Consider the following 19,081-nt stretch of genomic DNA (forward strand, 5'->3'; position numbering starts at 1 on the left):
CTGTATTAACAGGAAACCGCTTCCACTTCTAATAACGCCAGATCCTTCTTACGCAATACCAGACTTACGCGACGCGTTTCGATATGGATAGGATCGCCGAGCGGGGCGACGCGTACCACGTTGAAGGATGAGCCGGGTAGCATGCCAAGTGACAACAGTTTCTGACGATAAGCCGGGCTGATTTCACGGGCAAAACCGGTAATTTTCCACGCACTGTCAGGAGTGAATTGCATAGGGACCTACTTATATCTCGCTAACTGGATGATAACCTCATGGGGCGACAGGGCGGCATGAGACCAGATGATTAGCCAACGTAAGGAAAGAGTAAATAATCAACAAACCAATGATAATGAGAATGGTTTCTATCATCAATAGAATAAGTGTGACGGAATGTGCAATTGGATAATAATTTGAGCCAATTTTGATATTCCTCAATATTTATTCTGGTTGGAAACGAGTGATTCGCGGAAGTAATTATTGGGGATCTTAATGTTTAATTAAGGTTTCATCTGTTAATGAAGTGATAAATATATTGTGGTGCAACGCGGGGCATAGATTAAATATGCCGGATGACGACGCTCATGCGCCTTATCCGGCCTACAAATTAATTGTGATAACCTGGCCGGACAGGGCGTTTACACCACCATCCGGCACAGGGTTTAAACTTAGCGTTTTTTACCCATTGCCGCAGCCAGCGCATCCATCATCGCGCTGTTGCCCGCAGGCTGTGCGTCACGGCCACGCGGTTTCGCGGCTTTTGGCGTCGGGCGATTACCCTGAGCGCGATCGTTATTCCCGCCGCCGCGACGCGCATTAGTTTCACCCGGCTGCTCGTCCAGACGCATGGTCAGCGCGATACGCTTACGCTGCAGGTCCACTTCCAGCACTTTCACCTTCACAATGTCGCCTGCTTTCACCACGGTGTGCGGATCGTCGACGAACTTATTCGACAGCGAAGAGATATGCACCAGACCATCCTGATGAACGCCGATATCAACAAACGCGCCGAAGTTGGTGACGTTGGTGACTGCCCCTTCCAGAATCATTCCCGGCAGCAGATCGTTCATGGTTTCTACACCATCGGCAAACTGCGCGGTTTTAAATTCAGGACGCGGATCGCGGCCCGGCTTTTCCAGCTCTTTGATGATGTCGGTGACGGTCGGCACCCCGAAGCGTTCGTCGGTAAAATCAGCGGCTTTCAGATTACGCAGTTCGCTGCTGTTACCCATCAGGTCACGCAACGATTGCTCGGTGGCGGCCAGAATGCGTTCCACAACCGGATAAGCTTCCGGGTGAACGGTAGAGGCATCCAGTGGGTTATCGCCATGGTTGATACGCAGGAAGCCCGCGCACTGTTCAAAGGCTTTAGGCCCCAGACGGCTGACTTTTAACAGTTGCTGACGGTTCTGGAATTGACCGTTCTCATCGCGCCAGGCAACGATATTCTGCGCCATCATGCGCGTCAGACCAGCAACACGGGTCAGCAGCGGTACGGAGGCGGTATTCAGATCGACGCCGACGGCGTTCACGCAGTCTTCCACCACCGCATCCAGCTTACGCGCCAACTGAGTCTGGCTTACGTCGTGCTGATACTGGCCCACGCCGATAGATTTCGGATCGATTTTCACCAGCTCAGCCAGCGGATCCTGCAGACGACGGGCGATAGACACCGCGCCACGCAGAGATACGTCGAGGTCCGGGAACTCCAGCGCCGCCAGTTCGGATGCGGAGTAAACCGACGCTCCGGCTTCACTGACGATCACTTTCTGCGCGGTCACTTGCGGGAACTGCTTTTGCACGTCGAGGAAGAAACGCTCGGTTTCGCGCGACGCCGTACCGTTACCAATCGCCACCAGTTCAACGTTGTGTTTTTCACACAGCGCCGCAACGGCAACGGCGGCTTTGGCGGCCTGACCGGTATGCGGATAAATGGTGTCGGTCGCGACCAGCTTGCCGGTACCGTCAACCACTGCCACTTTTACACCGGTACGCAGACCTGGATCGAGGCCCATGGTGGCGCGCAGCCCGGCCGGAGCGGCCATCAGCAGGTCATGCAGGTTACGGGCAAAGACGTTGATAGCTTCATCTTCCGCACGTTCGCGCACGGTACCCATCAGCTCCGTTTCGAGGTGCATCAGCACCTTGATGCGCCACGTCCAGCTAACCACGCCTTTACGCCAGCTGTCTGCTGGGGCGTTGTTCAGGCGTAGTCCCAGGTGATCCCGGATAATCTGCTCGCCGTGGCTCTCTTTTGGTGGCTCATCGAATTGCGGATCGGCATTCAGTGAAAGTTGCAACACGCCTTCGTTACGGCCACGGAACATGGCCAGCGCACGGTGGGATGGCACGGTAGAAATCGGTTCGTGGTGATCGAAGTAGTCGCGGAACTTAGCGCCTTCCTCTTCTTTACCGCTTACCACGGTGGCGACCAGGTGGGCGTTTTTCCACAGATAATCACGTACTTTCGCCAGCAGAGCAGCGTCTTCAGCGAAGCGCTCCATTAGAATGTAGCGCGCGCCGTCGAGGGCGGCTTTGGTATCAGCCACGCCGTTTTCGGCGTTGAGATATTTTGCGGCTTCCGTTTCCGGGTCGTGAGACGGTTCGTTCCACAACAGGTCTGCCAGCGGCTCCAGTCCGGCCTCAATGGCGATCTGCCCACGGGTGCGGCGCTTAGGTTTGTACGGCAGATAGAGGTCTTCGAGTTCGGTCTTACTTAACGTGCCGTTGATCGCTTTCGCCAGATCGTCGGTCAGTTTGCCTTGCTCGCCGATAGATTTCAGGATTGCCTGACGGCGGTCTTCCAGTTCACGCAGATATCCCAGACGGGTTTCCAGATTACGCAGTTGCGTATCGTCCAGACCGCCGGTGATTTCCTTACGATATCGTGCGATAAACGGCACGGTGTTCCCTTCGTCAAGCAGGCGAACGGCAGCTTCTACCTGTTCAGCACGAGCCTGAATTTCACCTGCGATAATGCGGCAGAAAGAATCATTCATCATGGATAGCTTCGTCTATAGGATAAAAAATCAGGGGATAGTTATACGGATTGACTGGCAAAAATGCCAGCCATCTGCCGGGGCTTCGGATTGTTCCGGTCTCACTTCACGTATTCAATCTCATTCACGTACCAGCTGGCTTCGCCACCTGGGGTGTTTACTACTGCGAGATCGCCGACCTCTTTTTTCAATAGCGCCCGCGCCATTGGTGAGTCGATTGAGATGTAATCCTTACGACCGAAGATCTCATCGTAGCCAACAATACGGAATTTGCGGATGTCGCCATCGTCATTTTCAATCTCAACCCATGCGCCAAAGAAGACTTTGCCTTCCTGCTGTGGGGAGTAATCGACGATTTTTAGATTCTCCATGCACTTGGTCAAATAACGGACGCGGCGGTCGATCTCACGCAGGCGCTTTTTATTATACTGGTAGTCGGCATTTTCGCTGCGGTCACCCAGACTTGCGGCCCAGGTAACTTTTTTGGTGACTTCCGGGCGCTCTTCACGCCAGAGATAATTCAGCTCTTGTTTAAGTTTTTCATACCCTTCACGGGTTATCAGGGGCGTTTTCATCTTATTGTTTTACCTTCGACTCTGTGATGATGCGCACAATTAGTATTACGTGAGCATATCAACAGAATAAATAATGTATTGCGAGAAACATTGTATACTTAAGCTGCTGTTTAATATGCTTTGTAACAATTTAGCCTGGAATTCATACCAGAATTCGCTGGTGACTCACGTTAGCTTTCTTAAGAATATACACTTAATTGTTGCGAACCTTTGGGAGTAATAACAATGCAAGAGAACTATAAGATTCTGGTGGTCGATGACGACATGCGCTTGCGTGCGCTTCTGGAGCGTTATCTGACCGAGCAGGGCTTCCAGGTTCGAAGCGTCGCAAACGCTGAGCAGATGGATCGTCTGCTGACCCGTGAGTCCTTTCACCTGATGGTGCTGGATTTAATGCTGCCGGGAGAAGATGGCCTGTCTATTTGCCGTCGCCTGCGCAGCCAGAGCAACCCGATGCCGATCATTATGGTCTCAGCGAAGGGTGAAGAAGTTGACCGTATCGTAGGGCTGGAAATCGGTGCCGACGATTACATCCCGAAACCGTTTAACCCGCGTGAGCTGCTGGCACGTATTCGTGCAGTCCTGCGTCGTCAGGCGAATGAACTGCCGGGCGCACCTTCTCAGGAAGAAGCGGTTATCGCTTTTGGTAAGTTCAAACTGAACCTCGGTACGCGTGAAATGTTCCGCGAAGATGAGCCGATGCCGCTCACCAGCGGGGAATTTGCGGTACTGAAAGCGCTGGTAAGCCACCCGCGCGAGCCGCTGTCCCGCGACAAGCTGATGAACCTCGCCCGTGGTCGTGAATATTCCGCGATGGAACGTTCTATCGACGTCCAGATCTCCCGTCTGCGCCGCATGGTGGAAGAAGATCCGGCTCATCCACGCTACATTCAGACCGTATGGGGTCTGGGCTATGTCTTTGTTCCGGACGGTTCTAAAGCATGAGGCGAATGCGCTTCTCACCACGAAGTTCGTTTGCCCGCACGTTATTGCTCATCGTCACCTTGCTGTTTGCCAGCCTGGTGACGACATACCTGGTAGTGCTGAACTTCGCGATTCTGCCGAGCCTCCAGCAGTTTAATAAGGTCCTGGCGTACGAAGTTCGTATGCTGATGACCGATAAACTGCAACTGGAGGACGGTACGCAACTGGTGGTGCCGCCCGCATTCCGCCGGGAAATTTATCGTGAGCTGGGTATTTCTCTCTATTCCAACGAGGCTGCTGAAGAGGCCGGACTGCGTTGGGCGCAACATTATGAATTCTTAAGCCATCAGATGGCGCAGCAGTTGGGTGGCCCAACGGAAGTCCGCGTTGAGGTAAACAAAAGCTCGCCGGTCGTGTGGCTGAAAACCTGGCTGTCGCCCAATATCTGGGTACGCGTGCCGCTTACAGAAATTCATCAGGGTGACTTCTCGCCGCTGTTCCGCTATACGCTAGCGATTATGCTGCTGGCTATCGGTGGGGCGTGGCTGTTTATCCGTATCCAGAACCGGCCATTGGTGGATCTTGAACATGCGGCGCTGCAGGTGGGGAAAGGTATCATTCCGCCGCCGTTGCGTGAGTATGGCGCTTCAGAGGTGCGCTCCGTAACCCGTGCCTTTAACCATATGGCCGCGGGCGTGAAGCAGCTGGCCGATGACCGTACGCTGTTAATGGCGGGCGTGAGCCACGATTTACGTACCCCGCTGACGCGTATTCGTCTGGCGACGGAAATGATGGGCGAAGAGGACGGTTATCTTGCGGAGTCCATCAATAAGGACATCGAAGAGTGTAACGCCATCATCGAGCAGTTCATCGATTACCTGCGTACCGGTCAGGAGATGCCAATGGAGATGGCAGATCTGAACTCGGTGCTGGGTGAAGTGGTGGCGGCAGAAAGCGGCTACGAACGTGAAATCGAAACTGCGCTGCTGCCGGGCAGCATTCAGGTGAAGATGCACCCGCTGTCGATCAAGCGTGCGGTTGCCAATATGGTGGTTAATGCCGCCCGCTACGGCAACGGCTGGATTAAGGTCAGTAGCGGAATAGAGCAGCATCGCGCCTGGTTCCAGGTAGAAGATGATGGTCCGGGCATCAAGCCGGAGCAGCGTAAGCACCTGTTCCAGCCGTTTGTCCGCGGTGACAGCGCGCGCAGTACCAGCGGCACGGGCCTGGGTCTGGCGATTGTGCAGCGTATTATTGATAACCATAACGGTATGCTGGAGATTGGTACCAGTGAACGCGGTGGGCTGTCGATTCGTGCATGGCTTCCGGTTCCCTTCACTCGCGCGCCGGGCAACACGAAAGACGCATAACAAAGAGAGGCGAAATGCCTTAATGCTCGTCAGTTAAGCATGTATGGTGAACATGTGATTCTTGCTCAGGGTTCCGTTCACCTCAGCGATGTCATTTCTCTGAAGCGCTGATGCCCGTGAACGTGCAAGGAAGGCTCACCGCCGCCTCCCTTGCAACCCAGGCTCCCGGCGGGAAAATCGTCGCTGCGCGAGTTATTCGTCTTATGCCGTCTGCCTGTCGGGTCGGGGCCGAGCCTGCATCCATGCAGGCCATCCCCTCTGCCCGCATCCCTGCGGGCAGACCCGGTCAGCCGTCAACACCTCATCGATTTTCAGCCGGACCAGGGTGTCGCTTCAGCGCTCTGGCTTTCAGCTATATCCGTTTTGCTGTTCACAGGTATTCAAGTAAAAGCTCAGGTGGTCAGGCGTGGCTGGTCCGGCTGAAAATTGCCGACGTGTTTCCGTAAGGCCGGGAGAGCCAGCATGGATGCTGGCGCAGGGCGTGCTTTGCAGGGACGCTTCCTCGCGCCCGGCCCGGAAGCCTGGAGGAATAAGCGGAGGGTATTGCGTAGCAACAATTTTCCCGCCGGGAGCCGGGATTGTAAAGGGCGTGGCGGAAAACGCCCTTTACACGTTCACGGGAATCCGTGTTTCAGAGAAACAATGAGCATGAGGTGAACGGAACTCTATCTCCGGGATAGCATGTTCTTTACCTCCGCCAGTTTACTGAAACTGAGGCGCTAACTGACTGGCATTAAGGCGAAATGCCTCCCTTTTTGTTTGCGGGATAGGCCGTAAAATAACGGACTTAAATTGCTTTTAATTGATTAATTATAAAAGGATTTCTTTGAATTAATAAAAGCAGTTTTCTGGGTGCTCCTGTGGGCTGGCGTCGTTTCGTTTCCCAGCTTTTAACCAGGTCATAACTCACGCCAACGGCGATGGCAAAATCCTGTTGGCGTAACCCTGTTGCTTCGCGGATGGCTTTAACATCAATTTCGCTAAAGGTATGTACATGTTCAGGCTTAGGTGTTTCTTCACCCTTCTCTATACGCACCATTTCTTCTGCACTGGCCAGCAAATCGGCAAATAATTCGTCTTTCATTTTGGCCTCACCACACCGGATAGCGGTGTCCTGATGATTAAAATTCCCATGATTAAATCAGCATATTGGATAAGTGCATTAAAACTCTTTTTTGCTCTTCGGTTAAATCATCCTGTTCATTTTTAGGATAGAGCAAAGCGAGATAGATTCGACCTTTGCGCGTCACGTTGTAATAAATAACCCTAATACCGCTGCGTTTGCCCATACCAGAGCGGCTCCAGCGAATTTTTCTGAATCCACCTGTACCAGCGATAGTATCTCCAGCCTCAGGGTTCTCTATAAGCGTCTCTTGAAAGGCGCGAAACTCATCGTCAGGCAAAAGTAACGGACGGCGTTTACTAAATCCTTGTAGCTCAATAAATGTGAACATAGCGCGTCCTGCGCATGGGGTTGATAGTACAGATTATAGGTGTACGGAGTACATTTTAAAAGATAGACACAATAAAAAACCCCTTATCCTCTCGGATAAGGGGCTATATAACGAATCAAAAATTACAGCTTCGGTCCGGCGCTAACCAGCGCTTCACCTGCAGGGGTGTCGGTATATTTCTCGAAGTTCTCGATAAACAGTTTCGCCAGTGCATTGGCTTTTTCCTGCCACTGCTCCGGAGATGCGTAGGTATTACGCGGATCGAGAATGCGAGTGTCCACACCCGGCAGCTCGGTCGGGATAGCCAGGTCAAACATCGGCAGACGGAACGTTTCTGCGTCATCCAGCGAACCGTTCAGGATGGCGTCGATAATCGCACGGGTATCTTTGATAGAGATACGCTTGCCGGTACCGTTCCAGCCTGTGTTAACCAGATACGCCTGTGCACCTGCCGCCTGCATACGTTTCACCAGCACTTCTGCGTACTGCGTTGGGTGCAGAGACAGGAATGCTGCGCCGAAGCAGGCAGAGAAGGTTGGGGTCGGTTCGGTGACGCCGCGTTCGGTACCGGCCAGTTTGGCGGTGAAGCCAGACAGGAAGTGGTACTGTGTTTGGTCTGCCGTCAGGCGAGAAACCGGCGGCAGCACGCCAAATGCGTCGGCGGTCAGGAAGATTACTTTGGTAGCATGGCCCGCTTTTGACACCGGCTTAACGATATTATCGATGTGATAAATCGGGTAGGAAACGCGGGTGTTCTCAGTTTTTGAACCATCATCGAAATCGATGGAACCATCTTCGCGCACGGTGACGTTTTCCAGCAGCGCGTCACGACGGATCGCGTTGTAGATTTCCGGCTCGGCATCTTTAGACAGTTTGATGGTCTTCGCATAGCAACCGCCTTCGAAGTTAAACACGCCGTCGTCATCCCAGCCGTGTTCGTCATCGCCAATCAGGCGACGTTTCGGGTCGGTGGACAGCGTGGTTTTACCGGTGCCGGACAGGCCAAAGAAGACTGCCACATCACCTTTTTCCCCGACGTTAGCCGAGCAGTGCATGGAGGCAATGCCTTTCAGCGGCAGCAGGTAGTTCATTACGGAGAACATACCTTTCTTCATTTCGCCGCCGTACCAGGTGCCACCAATCAACTGGATACGCTCAGTCAGGTTGAAAGCCACGAAGTTTTCTGAGTTCAGACCCTGCTCTTTCCACTGTGGGTTGGTGCATTTAGCGCCGTTCATCACGATGAAATCAGGTTTGAAATCAACCAGCTCTTCGTCGCTTGGGCGGATGAACATGTTTTTGACAAAATGCGCCTGCCAGGCAACTTCGGTAATGAAGCGCACGGAAAGACGGGTATCGGCGTTAGCGCCGCAGAAAGCATCAATGATAAACAGGCGCTTGCCGGAAAGTTGCTGGGTGACTAATCCTTTCAGATGCTGCCAGGTTTCCGGGGAGAGCGGTTTGTTGTCGTTCTTACCTTTACCTTTGTCGGACCACCACAGCGTGTCGCGCGTGGTGTCGTCACGGACAATGTACTTATCCTTTGGCGAACGTCCGGTGAAGATACCGGTATCAACGGCAACGGCGCCCAGATTCGTTAACACGCCACGTTCATAACCTTCCAGGTTTGGATCAAGTTCTTCCTGGAAAAGCGTGTCGTAGTCTGGATTGTAAACGATATCCTGAACGTCATTGATACCATAAGCCTTGAGATCTTGCGGGGTTAAACTGTTGTTCACACGCATTTCACTGCTCCTTAGCCAATATGTATTACCTGGAATAGTAAGGTTTTTTAGGGATTGTTAACCGCGACAAGGCTCATAGATTTACGCATCCGGGAAAATCACGGGCGACCGAATGCGCTGCGACTCCTGTCACAAAGAGGCAGATATTATGGCAGGAAACCCTTTTTTGTTGTGGAAAATGTTCTTAAAACGTTAATGGAGAGTGTTTTTGGCGGGAATCTTGTGAGTGTAATCGCATTCACGCAAGAAATGAGCGTTGGTTATACATAAACAATATCGATTCACTTCCCGTCGTCGTGGTCTGAAATCGCTATATCAATGCTCAAAATTGTGAAGTTGATGCGATAATTAGCTTTTCCCTTCATTCTGGATACTGACATGGATAGTGCTGAAATTTCACGTACGACGCGTTGGGGCATGATATTCATCGGCCTGTTGCAGGGGACATTATGCTATCTGCTGATGACATATCTGGCGCCCCATAATGACGGCTGGCTGTTTTATGGCATGCCTGCGACGATTGCGATCACCTCGGCACTTTTGCTTACTGTTGTTTCTTTCAAACAACGCGCGCTGTGGTACTGGATGGCGCTGATCTTTGTTGTCGTGCTGGCGATGAGCGTCTGGCTAAAGTGGCAAGTCGAGGACAGTGATAAGTGGCGGCAACATGAAGTTTTTATGTTCTACGGTTGGCGCTTACTGCTGATGGCGATGCTTGCTTTGCCCTGGATTCAGTACTCGCTTCATGTCTCTCGTGAGCAGGCGCGTTACCCGCATTTTTATCGGCAATTGTGGCTTAATGCGTTGACGTTGCTGATTGTCTTTGTCGCCAACGGTTTGTTCTGGCTGGTGCTCCTGCTATGGAGCGAGATGTTTAAGCTGGTCGGTATTCCCTTCTTCAGCACGCTCTTCTTTGATACCGACTGGTTTGGCTATGTGGCCTTTGGTCTGATTACCGCACTGGCAGTGGTACTGGCCCGAACACAGTCGCGTCTGGTCACGGCGGTACAAAAATTACTGACGTTTATCGCCACCGGTCTGTTACCTCTGGTCGCGCTGTTGGCGCTGATGTTCATACTGACCTTACCCTTCACCGGGCTGGAGGCTATTTCGCAACGCGTGTCTGCGGCCGGGTTGATGTCAACGCTGACGCTGCTCCTGTTGCTGTTGATGGCTATCGTGCGTGAACCGCAAAAAGAGGCGTTACCCTATCCTGGCGCGTTACGCTACCTGATCAAATGCTCTCTGATTGTCGCGCCCATCTATATGCTGATTGCCGGTTGGTCACTGTGGGTGCGAATACAGCAGTACGGTTGGACGCCTGAGCGTTTGTATGGCGTGCTGGTGGTCGTGGTGCTGCTGGTATGGTCGTTTGGCTATCTGGCCAGCATTTTGCGCCGCGGGCGCAATCCGCTTGAGCTTCAGGGGCCGGTCATTCTTGGCGTTTCGTTGCTGGCGTTGGGGCTGTTGGTTCTGCTGTCATCGCCGGTTATTGATGCCTGGCGCATCAGCGTTAACAGCCATATGGGGCTATATCACAGCGGGAAAATTAAACCGGATCAAGTCAGCCTGTATATGTTGGATCACAGCGGAAAACCGGGGCGCGCAGCGTTGGAAGCATTACAAAAAGATGTGGCGTTTAATCAAGACAGTAAACGCAGACGCGACTTGAATTCTCTGCTGCAAGGGCGCCGGGATCCGGTTAAAGAGCTAACCGCAACACAGTTAGTATCGAAGGTTGTGATGGCTCCGGGGAGCCAGAAGCCAGACGATGCGTTCTGGGCGTTTGTCAAAACACAGGGGTATCGCATCACCTCTTGTGCTGAGCAGAATGCGTGCGTACTGGTGAGTCAGGACCTCAATGCGGATGGTCATCCTGAGCAGGTGTTATATGCCTTTGGCGATGGGGAGAGTCTGATCTTCGGCATGCAAAAAAACAAATGGGATTTGTTAGCTGTTGCCACGCTACCTGACGGATTCACTAAGGATAAATTGCTGCAGGCGGTAGCGAATCAGCAACTGGGCTCAGCCCCCAGAATCTGGCGGGATATCACTATTGATGGCAAAAGACTGCCGATGACTTATTACACCGAATGAGTGTGTTGCCGACATCGTTTTTGCCGGATGGCAGCGCGAACGTCTTATCCGGCCTACGACAGATTTTCCGTAGGCCTGATAAGCGCCGTGCCATCAGGCAAGACAGTGATTAATGCACCTGGGGATCGGCAGGGGAGGCATTGCTGCGGATCTCAGCAATATCCATGGCGTTAAACAGATAGTGGCTACCGCAGTAATCGCAGTGCATATCGATCTCGCCTTCTTCCGCCAGAATGCTGTCCACTTCTTCGTCCGGCAACGTTTTCAGTGCGCCTGCGCAGCGTTCGCGTGAACAGGTGCATTTGAACTCAACGTCCTGCGGATCGTAGAGAGTAACCTCTTCTTCGTGGTACAGGCGCCACAGCACTTCGTTGGCCGGCAGCGTCAGCAGCTCTTCGGCTTTGATAGTTTCGGTCAGGGCGGTCAGGTGATCGAAATCATCTGCCTGCGCGTTTTGCGCCGGCATTACCTGCAGCAGCATTCCGCCAGCAGCGGGTTTGCCATCAACGTCGCCAGTGCGGATGAACAGGCGTGTCGGCAGCTGTTCAGAACGCATGAAGTAATCTTCCAGACACGCTGCCAGCGTGTCACCTTCCAGACCGACCACGCCTTGATAACGCTCGCCTTCTTCCGGGGTAATGGTGATCACCAGGTAACCGTTGCCCACCAGCGTTTTCAGATCGGCATCTTCAGGAATATCACCCTGCATGCGGGCCACGCCGCGCATCTGCTGATTGTTGTTGCCGTTGATGACGGCCAGGCTCAGCGGACCATCACCCTGCAACTGCACAGTGATATCACCGGCAAATTTCAGCGTGGCGGTGAGCAGGCTGGTGGCAACCAGCAGCTCAGCCAGTACGTTTTTGACCGGCTGCGGGTAAGTATGATTTTCGAGGATCTGTTGCAGGGTTTCCGAAACGGTCACCAGCTCGCCGCGCACGGCAAAGTTTTCAAACAGATAACGATGTAATTGGTCATGTTGCGGCATAATCATCTCTCTTGCAGGTGACAGTCACTCGCTGTCGCCGTGTTTAAATCGTAACAGGTCGCGGCGCTCTTTCTTGTCCGGTCGTCTGTCCGGGTGCGGCATGGTTAACGCGTTAAGTTTACGCGCCAGCGCCATTTTTTCGCGTTTTTCCACGCTTTCCGCGGTTTCTTCATACAGCGTAACGGCTTCCGTTGCCGGGCGACGCTGCTCGGTAATGGCCTTGATAATGACTGTTCGTTCGTCATTTCCCTGGCGAAGGGTGAGGGTGGCGTTCAGCTCGACAATCTTGCTTGGCTTACTGCGCTGGCCGTTGTAGTGCACCTTACCGCCTTCAACCATTTCGCGGGCTAGCGCACGCGTTTTGTAAAAGCGTGCAGCCCACAGCCATTTATCCAGCCTGACTTCAGCAGAGGGCTTTTCTTTCATGGCGTCTCCTTCACATCAGTGAGGGGATCAGTCGGCGGTAGTCATTCAGTGACGGATGGCGTGCGTACTGTTTTTCGGCGATGCCGGAGTCGGGATTGGTCACGCCGAGGCAGTAACGAATACCGTACAGAGCAGCGGCGTCGAGAATGGGTTCGCTGTCGTCAATAAACAGCGTCTTCTCTGCACTCATTCCCGTTTCTTCAGCCACAGCGTGCCATAACCGCTGATCCTCTTTGGGATAACCAAATGTGTGGGTGGAAAGTAATAAATCAAGGTGTGAGGCCAGACCGGTATGCTCAAGCTTCACCGCCAGATTATGCGGATGCGCGTTGGTGAGCAAAATGCGGCGCTTGCCGCTGGCTTTTAAGGCATCAAGAAACGGTACGGTATCTTCGCGCAAAACGGCGCGCGGTCCCTGTTCCGTGGTCATGGCGCAAATATCCAGATCCAGGCACTCGCTCCAGTAATCCAGGCAATACCAGTTTAGCGTATGCTGCACGGCATGATACTGCTGACGAATATAGTCCTGAGCTTCCTGAGGAGAGATACCCTGCTTCGCGCCATAGGTTTCCGGCACCAGTTTTTGCCAGAAATAGTTATCGAATGCCAGGTCGAGCAGCGTGCCGTCCATATCTAACAACACGGTGTCGACATCCTGCCAGGCAATATTGATATGCATGGAAACTCCCCAGAAGAAAACATGATGCGCGACAGGGTAGCATATCCTGTCGCGCGAGCGTGTTATCGAATCAGGCTTTCCGGGTTGTCAATCAGTGTTGGATTCAGACAACTTTCGTAGTAGCTCTGAATTTCCGCGATGCGGGTGCGGTGACGCTGGTAGCGTCTGAATGCCTGTATGCTGTTGTAGATAGCGCATCCGAGCATGGAGAACATCAGCAGCGTCGTGCCAAGGTAGCGCCATAAACCTGAGCGGTCCGGGATACGGTGCAGTCCAATGTGCTGGGTGCCATTGGCGTCAGTCGAAATATTGGTGACGATCCCCTCCGCGCGAAACGGCGTCTGCATTAGCATCTGTGCCAGGCGCTGGAAGGCGTTCCACTGTTCCTGAGGCGGATAGTCATATAGCGAGGTCGTCGGCCACGGCTGATCGACCAGATCGCTGCCTTCGTCGCTGATAATCAGGAAACCGCCGGGAGCAGGGCTATTCAGCGCCTGGGCTGCTCGTGCAGTCTCGCGTGAAATAAACGGTGCCGTAGAGGTATTCACCAGATTATCCAACGACTCTGCGCTTACCGGACGCAGCAGCACGTTCACGCCATCCAGTTTGCCTGCGTTCGCTCGCTTCACCAGCGCGGCCCAGTCTTTACTGTTACCGAGGTTAACCAGTGCATTCTTTAAGCGTACACATTCATCTTTGGCTGCACACAGATCGGCCGTTTTCAGGACAATCTCACCAAAATCGTCCAGTAATACCATGCCGGACTTTTGGATTGCTGAGCGTAGCGATGCGCTGACGCGAGAGTCATCGTCAGGTTTGGGATGCAGCTGACGGCTCACGGCCTGCGTGAGCGCGGTAGCCTTATTCACTAGGTCAGACTCAGGCAGCGGCAATGCGCGCGCGTCATTCCAGATAATTTGCGAGCAATCGAAAGGCATAAACGGCGTGGCAGGCTGCGCATTCCAGCTTCCTTGGGTATGAATGTTACACATACCCGTACCACTCAGGTGCAGCGTGTCACCCACGCGAACGCCCGCGTTTTCGAGCTGTTTAACGCTGGTGGCTTCGATAGTTTGCGCGCCCTTCATCCAGGAGAGCGTGACCTTTATTGGCATATCCAGCGGGATCCAAAACAGCAGCATCAGCAGTACCAGCAACGAGCCGCCTGCGATGACGGCGTTGCGCAGCCAGTGCTGTAACGGGAAGTTTTTCACTTCATCGTGCAGAGATAAAAAACGCCCCTGGCGGGCAACGTGGCGATCGAGATAAATATCGATATCCGTTTGCTGGCCAAGGTCTTGGGCGATGTAAGGTTGCCAGTGAGGTGGGTAGATCAGATCAATAATACCCAGCGAGATATTATTAATTTGTTCCTGGTCGTTTTCGCCAAACAATCCCCAGCGACGCGGCGTACCGCGCAGACAATGAATTTCCCGCAGGGCGCTTTTAGACGGCGGGGCGAACAATCCCCACAGACCCGCAGCTAACAGCAATACCGCGCCACCAACTGCCCACGGAACAAACGTGTTCGGGATAACCAAACAGAAAAAGAACAGCAGGAATGAGGCGGTTATCAGCAACGCCTCGCGCAATCCCGAAGGGCGGCTGAGCGCATATTCTTCATGGGTTTCCTGGCGAATATTCAGCAGTTCAATCTGCTCACTTTCTTCACCACGAATGGACGCCTGGGTAGAAGCGGTGTGCTGTAACGCATAACCACGCGCTTCCTGCATATATTCCTGCAGCGTATGGCCGTTCAACGAGATAACCAGCGGTATCGTATTGGTGTGGATTATCTCAACGCTGTTTTCGTCGTTGATGTATTGTTCCCAGAAAGGGGGAAGATGTACCTCAACGGAATCAAGATAGTAGCGCCATTTGTTAGGATCGTCGGTGGTAATGCCGTAACGTGTAATCGAACGAGTAAGCACGATGACGCTATTACTTTGGGCATTCAACGTTAATGAGACCGGTGCAGCACTGGCTCCCGTGGGACCGGGTACTTGCTGAATTTGACTAAGGCTTTCGAGATAGTTTTCGACTGCGCTGCGTTCTTCAGGTGTGAGTTTACGTTTCGAGGCGTCTGAGAAGACGCTGCTCAAGGGTAAATTTTTCTGCCTGGATTTTGATTTGAGTAGCCATCCTGCAAGCAATGAGCAGGCCAGCAAAGCAGCTAAAAAAATCAGAATGGTGCTCATGCTTTCCCCATCTTACTTAGTCTGTCAGGCGTGGTCAGTCGCACCCTGTTCAATATTCGTGATTCTGTGGTTGGCTATCGGCAAGTGTGGAGTCGAACTTGAGCATCTTTAAGTACAGCCCAGTAAATGCGAATCATAGCAAAATCACCAAAAATGGAATATCAGCAAATTCCTGGAGTTATTTCAACCTATTGACTTTTAATTTGAAATAGGGATTAACTTTTAGTACGTTACATAAATGTAAATAAACGGCAATTCACATTGCCGAAACCGTGCGGTATATCGCACAATAACCCCAGATTTCACAGCAAAGATCCTCACAATGAGCAAATCATTACAGAAACCCACGATTTTGAAAGTGGAAACCATCGCCCAATCCCGGCTGTTTAAGGTCGAAAGCGTGGACCTTGAGTTCAGCAATGGCGTACGCCGCGTTTATGAACGTATGCGTCCATCCACGCGTGAAGCGGTAATGATTGTGCCGATTGTTGACGACCATCTGATCCTTATTCGCGAATACGCGGTCGGGACCGAGTCCTACGAACTGGGTTTTTCCAAGGGATTAATCGATCCTGGCGAAAGCGTGTTTGAGGCGGCGAATCGGGAGCTGAAAGAAGAGGTGGGGTTTGGCGCAAAAGATCTGACGTTTTTAAAGAAACTCAGCATGGCGCCATCTTATTTCTCCAGCAAGATGAACATCGTGGTGGCAGAGGACTTATATCCTGAATCGCTGGAGGGTGATGAACCTGAGCCATTACCGCAGGTGCGCTGGCCGCTGGCGCATTTGATGGACCTGCTGGAAGACCCTGATTTTCACGAAGCGCGTAATGTCAGTGCGCTGTTCCTCGTACGCGAATGGCTGAAAGGGCAGGGACGGCTTTAATTACGATTGCCAACTGATACCTTATCCAGCCTACAAAATTCCGGAAGATCAAATAATTGTACCGAAATTGTAGGCCGGATAAGCGAAGCGCCATCCGGCAATCGATCAGAACAGTTCGTGTGTCTCACCATTATCGATAATGGTTGTCCCCACCTCATGCACCGCCTGTTGCGTCGGCTGAGTGCCTTCAATGAAGTACTCAGCGCGGCTATTGCCACCGTTCGCCAGTTGTCCTGTGCTGCGATCGATATTGACCGTCACGATACCCGGCGGTGGCGTCAGCGGCTGTTCAGGCACACCTTCCAGTACGGATTTCATGTAAGCATCCCATGCAGGCTGCGCACTCTTCGCACCGCCTTCGTAGCCGGAGATTTGGTCTTTGATCGCGCCGGAAGCCGTTGTATGACCAAGGTTGCGGCGATGGTCATCAAAGCCGATCCATACCGACGTTACTACCCCTGGTCCGTAACCGGAGAACCACGCATCTTTAGAGCTGTTGGTAGTCCCGGTTTTCCCGCCGATATCATGGCGCTGTAAATCGCGACCTGCGCGCCAACCGGTTCCCATCCAGCCTGGTTCACCAAAGATATTGGTGTTCAGCGCGCTTTTAATCAGGAAGGCCAGCGGCGTGTTGATCACGTGCGGAGCGTACTCCTGTGTGCCGCTTTGCGCGACCAGAGCCTGGTTTGCCTGCTCAAGTTGCGGCATAGGCACGGCGGCATTCTGCTGTTCTTGCGAGACGGCGACATCTTCTACGTTACTGTTTTCCAGCACATTAGATTTCTGGGTATCGCCATATATCACCGGAATATCGCATTCCGGGCAGGCAATTTTCGGCTTCGCTTCGAAGATAACGCCGCCCATATCGCTTTCAATCTTACTGATGAAATACGGATCGACCAGGAAGCCGCCATTAGACATCACCGCGTAACCGCGCGCCACCTGCAACGGCGTGAACGAAGCCGAACCCAGCGCCAGTGATTCGGTATGCACAATGTTCTGTGCCGGGAAACCGAAACGTTGCAGATACTCTGCCGCGTAATCCACGCCCATAGCGCGCATGGCGCGTACCATCACCACGTTTTTCGACTGACCCAGCCCCTGACGTAAGCGGATAGGACCGGCGTACTGCGGCGGGGAGTTCTTCGGCTGCCAGTCGGAACCAGCACCGGCATCCCAGCGGGAGATTGGCACGTCGTTGAGCATGCTCGCCAGCGTCAGACCTTTATCCATTGCGGCGGTATACAGGAATGGCTTGATGTTGGAGCCCACCTGGCGTAACGCCTGGGTTGCACGGTTAAACTTGCTCTGGTTGAAGTCAAAACCACCAACCAGCGCCAGCACCGCGCCGTTTTGCGGATTGATGGAGACCAGGGCGGAGTTGACGTCCGGCACTTGCGCCAGCCACCAGGCATCTCCCACCTGGCGTACCCAGATTTGCTGGCCAGTCTGTACTACGTCAGTCACTTTACGCGGCGTTGGGCCTTGTTGAGTATCCGAACGGTAAGGACGCGCCCAGCGCATACCATCCATCCGTAATGACACTGATGTACCATCCGCCAGCGCGGCAATGGCTTCCTGTGGATTGGCGCTGGTAACAACCGCCGGCAGCAGGGGGCCATAAGTCGGCAGCGCTTTCAGCGTATCGGTAATTTTCTTGCTGTCCCAACTGCTTTCGCCCACTTTCCATAGCACGTTCGACGGGCCGCGGTAGCCGTGGCGCATGTCGTAATCCATCACGTTGTTACGTACTGCCTGCTGAGCTGCCTGCTGTACTTTGCGCGTAATGGTGGTGGTGATGCGATACCCGTCTTCATAGGCTTTCTCGCCATAACGGTTATACATCTCCTGACGCACCATCTCAGACAGATACGGTGCAGAGAAAGCGATTTCCGGCGCGTGGTAGTTAGCGTCAATGGCCTCGCCGCGCGCCTGATCGTACTGGGCTTGCGTGATGTAGTTTTCGCTCAACATACGCGACAGTACAACGTTACGTCGCGCGGTTGCACGGTCCATCGAATAGAGCGGGTTGAAGGTTGACGGCGCTTTTGGCAGACCGGCAATCACCGCAATTTCACTTAAGCTGAGTTGATCCACCGTCTTACCGAAATAGACCTGCGCGGCAGCACCCACGCCATAGGCGCGATACCCCAGATAGATCTTGTTCAGATACAGTTCGAGGATCTCATCTTTACTCAGCAGTTGTTCAATGCGGATCGCCAGAAACACTTCTTTGATCTTACGCATCAGCGTACGTTCCGGGCTGAGGAAGAAGTTTCTCGCCAACTGTTGGGTAATGGTACTCGCCCCTTGCGATGCGTGACCTGAGAACAATGCGACGCTGGCCGCACGGAAGATCCCCACCGGGTCTACCCCATGGTGCTCATAAAAGCGGCTGTCTTCTGTGGCGATAAAGGCTTTAACCATTACCGGCGGCATCTGATCCAGCGTGACCGGGATTCGACGTTTCTCGCCATATTGCGCGATTAGCTCGCCGTCAGCGCTGTAAACCTGCATCGGGATCTGTAAACGCACATCTTTGAGCGTCGCGACGTCAGGTAATTGCGGCTCGATATAGCGATAAAGGCCATAAATCGAGCCTGCTCCCAGCAGGATGCAACATACTGCAAGGATTAATAAATACTTTACGAACTTCACTGGAGATTTCCCATTTAGTGGCATTTGGGCAGTTTATAAACAAACGCGCGGTAGTATAAAGGCAAGCCAGACGCATTGATATACCCGT

Annotated in this window: 15 protein-coding genes; 4 read left to right on the forward strand and 11 right to left on the reverse strand. The window is 53.0% G+C overall.

Annotation, left to right across the window (positions count from 1 at the left end):
* Window positions 1-5 precede the first annotated feature (5 nt).
* From feoA to greB, 3 genes are all read right to left on the reverse strand, one after another.
* On the reverse strand, window positions 6-233 hold the full coding sequence (gene feoA, locus C2U43_RS02040; protein ID WP_003023519.1) for a ferrous iron transporter A: 228 nt from the start codon (window positions 231-233) through the stop codon (window positions 6-8).
* Window positions 234-665: 432 nt separating this feature from the next.
* The gene (locus C2U43_RS02045) at window positions 666-2,999 is read right to left on the reverse strand and encodes a Tex family protein (protein WP_103284633.1); all 2,334 of its coding nucleotides are present in this window, start codon (window positions 2,997-2,999) and stop codon (window positions 666-668) included.
* A 98-nt stretch (window positions 3,000-3,097) separates the two neighbouring features.
* Window positions 3,098-3,571 (reverse strand): transcription elongation factor GreB, encoded by a 474-nt coding sequence (gene greB / locus C2U43_RS02050; protein WP_003023524.1) that lies wholly within the window; start codon window positions 3,569-3,571, stop codon window positions 3,098-3,100.
* A 225-nt stretch (window positions 3,572-3,796) separates the two neighbouring features.
* Between greB and ompR the strand changes: the two genes are divergently transcribed.
* Window positions 3,797-4,516 (forward strand): osmolarity response regulator transcription factor OmpR, encoded by a 720-nt coding sequence (ompR, locus tag C2U43_RS02055; RefSeq protein ID WP_103284634.1) that lies wholly within the window; start codon window positions 3,797-3,799, stop codon window positions 4,514-4,516.
* The gene (gene envZ / locus C2U43_RS02060) at window positions 4,513-5,865 is read left to right on the forward strand and encodes a two-component system sensor histidine kinase EnvZ (protein WP_103284635.1); all 1,353 of its coding nucleotides are present in this window, start codon (window positions 4,513-4,515) and stop codon (window positions 5,863-5,865) included. Before ompR ends, envZ begins: the two co-directional genes overlap by 4 nt.
* A gap of 787 nt (window positions 5,866-6,652) precedes the next feature.
* Here the strand turns inward: envZ and nadS are convergent.
* The 3 genes from nadS to pckA all read right to left on the reverse strand — a co-directional run bounded on the left by nadS (window position 6,653) and on the right by pckA (window position 9,064).
* Window positions 6,653-6,949 carry a NadS family protein gene (gene nadS / locus C2U43_RS02070; protein ID WP_048236945.1) on the reverse strand — a complete coding sequence of 99 codons (297 nt, stop codon included), beginning with the start codon at window positions 6,947-6,949 and terminating at the stop codon, window positions 6,653-6,655.
* 52 nt (window positions 6,950-7,001) lie between these two features.
* Entirely contained in the window at window positions 7,002-7,319 is a 318-nt protein-coding gene (locus C2U43_RS02075; RefSeq protein ID WP_047408175.1) for a toxin HigB-2, read from the reverse strand.
* A gap of 122 nt (window positions 7,320-7,441) precedes the next feature.
* Window positions 7,442-9,064, reverse strand: a complete 1,623-nt coding sequence (pckA, locus tag C2U43_RS02080) for a phosphoenolpyruvate carboxykinase (ATP) (protein ID WP_003023529.1) — start codon at window positions 9,062-9,064, stop codon at window positions 7,442-7,444.
* A gap of 378 nt (window positions 9,065-9,442) precedes the next feature.
* On the opposite strand from pckA, the gene C2U43_RS02085 reads away from it, so the two are divergent.
* A complete protein-coding gene (locus tag C2U43_RS02085) occupies window positions 9,443-11,161 on the forward strand; it encodes a DUF4153 domain-containing protein (RefSeq protein WP_103284636.1) in 1,719 nt (572 codons plus the stop codon).
* Between the two features lie 109 nt (window positions 11,162-11,270).
* On the opposite strand, the gene hslO is transcribed toward C2U43_RS02085, so the two are convergent.
* From hslO to igaA, 4 genes are all read right to left on the reverse strand, one after another.
* Window positions 11,271-12,149, reverse strand: coding sequence for an Hsp33 family molecular chaperone HslO (gene hslO / locus C2U43_RS02090; RefSeq protein WP_003023531.1), 879 nt, complete (start codon window positions 12,147-12,149; stop codon window positions 11,271-11,273).
* A 24-nt stretch (window positions 12,150-12,173) separates the two neighbouring features.
* The gene (gene hslR, locus C2U43_RS02095) at window positions 12,174-12,575 is read right to left on the reverse strand and encodes a ribosome-associated heat shock protein Hsp15 (RefSeq protein ID WP_003837900.1); all 402 of its coding nucleotides are present in this window, start codon (window positions 12,573-12,575) and stop codon (window positions 12,174-12,176) included.
* A 10-nt stretch (window positions 12,576-12,585) separates the two neighbouring features.
* Window positions 12,586-13,254, reverse strand: coding sequence for a GMP/IMP nucleotidase (gene yrfG / locus C2U43_RS02100; RefSeq protein WP_003023533.1), 669 nt, complete (start codon window positions 13,252-13,254; stop codon window positions 12,586-12,588).
* Window positions 13,255-13,316: 62 nt separating this feature from the next.
* On the reverse strand, window positions 13,317-15,452 hold the full coding sequence (igaA, locus tag C2U43_RS02105; protein WP_032945218.1) for an intracellular growth attenuator protein IgaA: 2,136 nt from the start codon (window positions 15,450-15,452) through the stop codon (window positions 13,317-13,319).
* 322 nt (window positions 15,453-15,774) lie between these two features.
* Between igaA and nudE the strand changes: the two genes are divergently transcribed.
* The gene (gene nudE / locus C2U43_RS02110; protein WP_048236942.1) at window positions 15,775-16,335 is read left to right on the forward strand and encodes an ADP compounds hydrolase NudE; all 561 of its coding nucleotides are present in this window, start codon (window positions 15,775-15,777) and stop codon (window positions 16,333-16,335) included.
* Window positions 16,336-16,440: 105 nt separating this feature from the next.
* Here nudE and mrcA read toward each other — a convergent pair whose 3' ends face one another.
* The gene (gene mrcA, locus C2U43_RS02115; protein ID WP_162623412.1) at window positions 16,441-18,993 is read right to left on the reverse strand and encodes a peptidoglycan glycosyltransferase/peptidoglycan DD-transpeptidase MrcA; all 2,553 of its coding nucleotides are present in this window, start codon (window positions 18,991-18,993) and stop codon (window positions 16,441-16,443) included.
* Window positions 18,994-19,081 lie beyond the last annotated feature (88 nt).

The sequence above is a fragment of the Citrobacter freundii complex sp. CFNIH9 genome (assembly GCF_002903305.1).
GTDB classification, from domain to species: domain Bacteria; phylum Pseudomonadota; class Gammaproteobacteria; order Enterobacterales; family Enterobacteriaceae; genus Citrobacter; species Citrobacter portucalensis.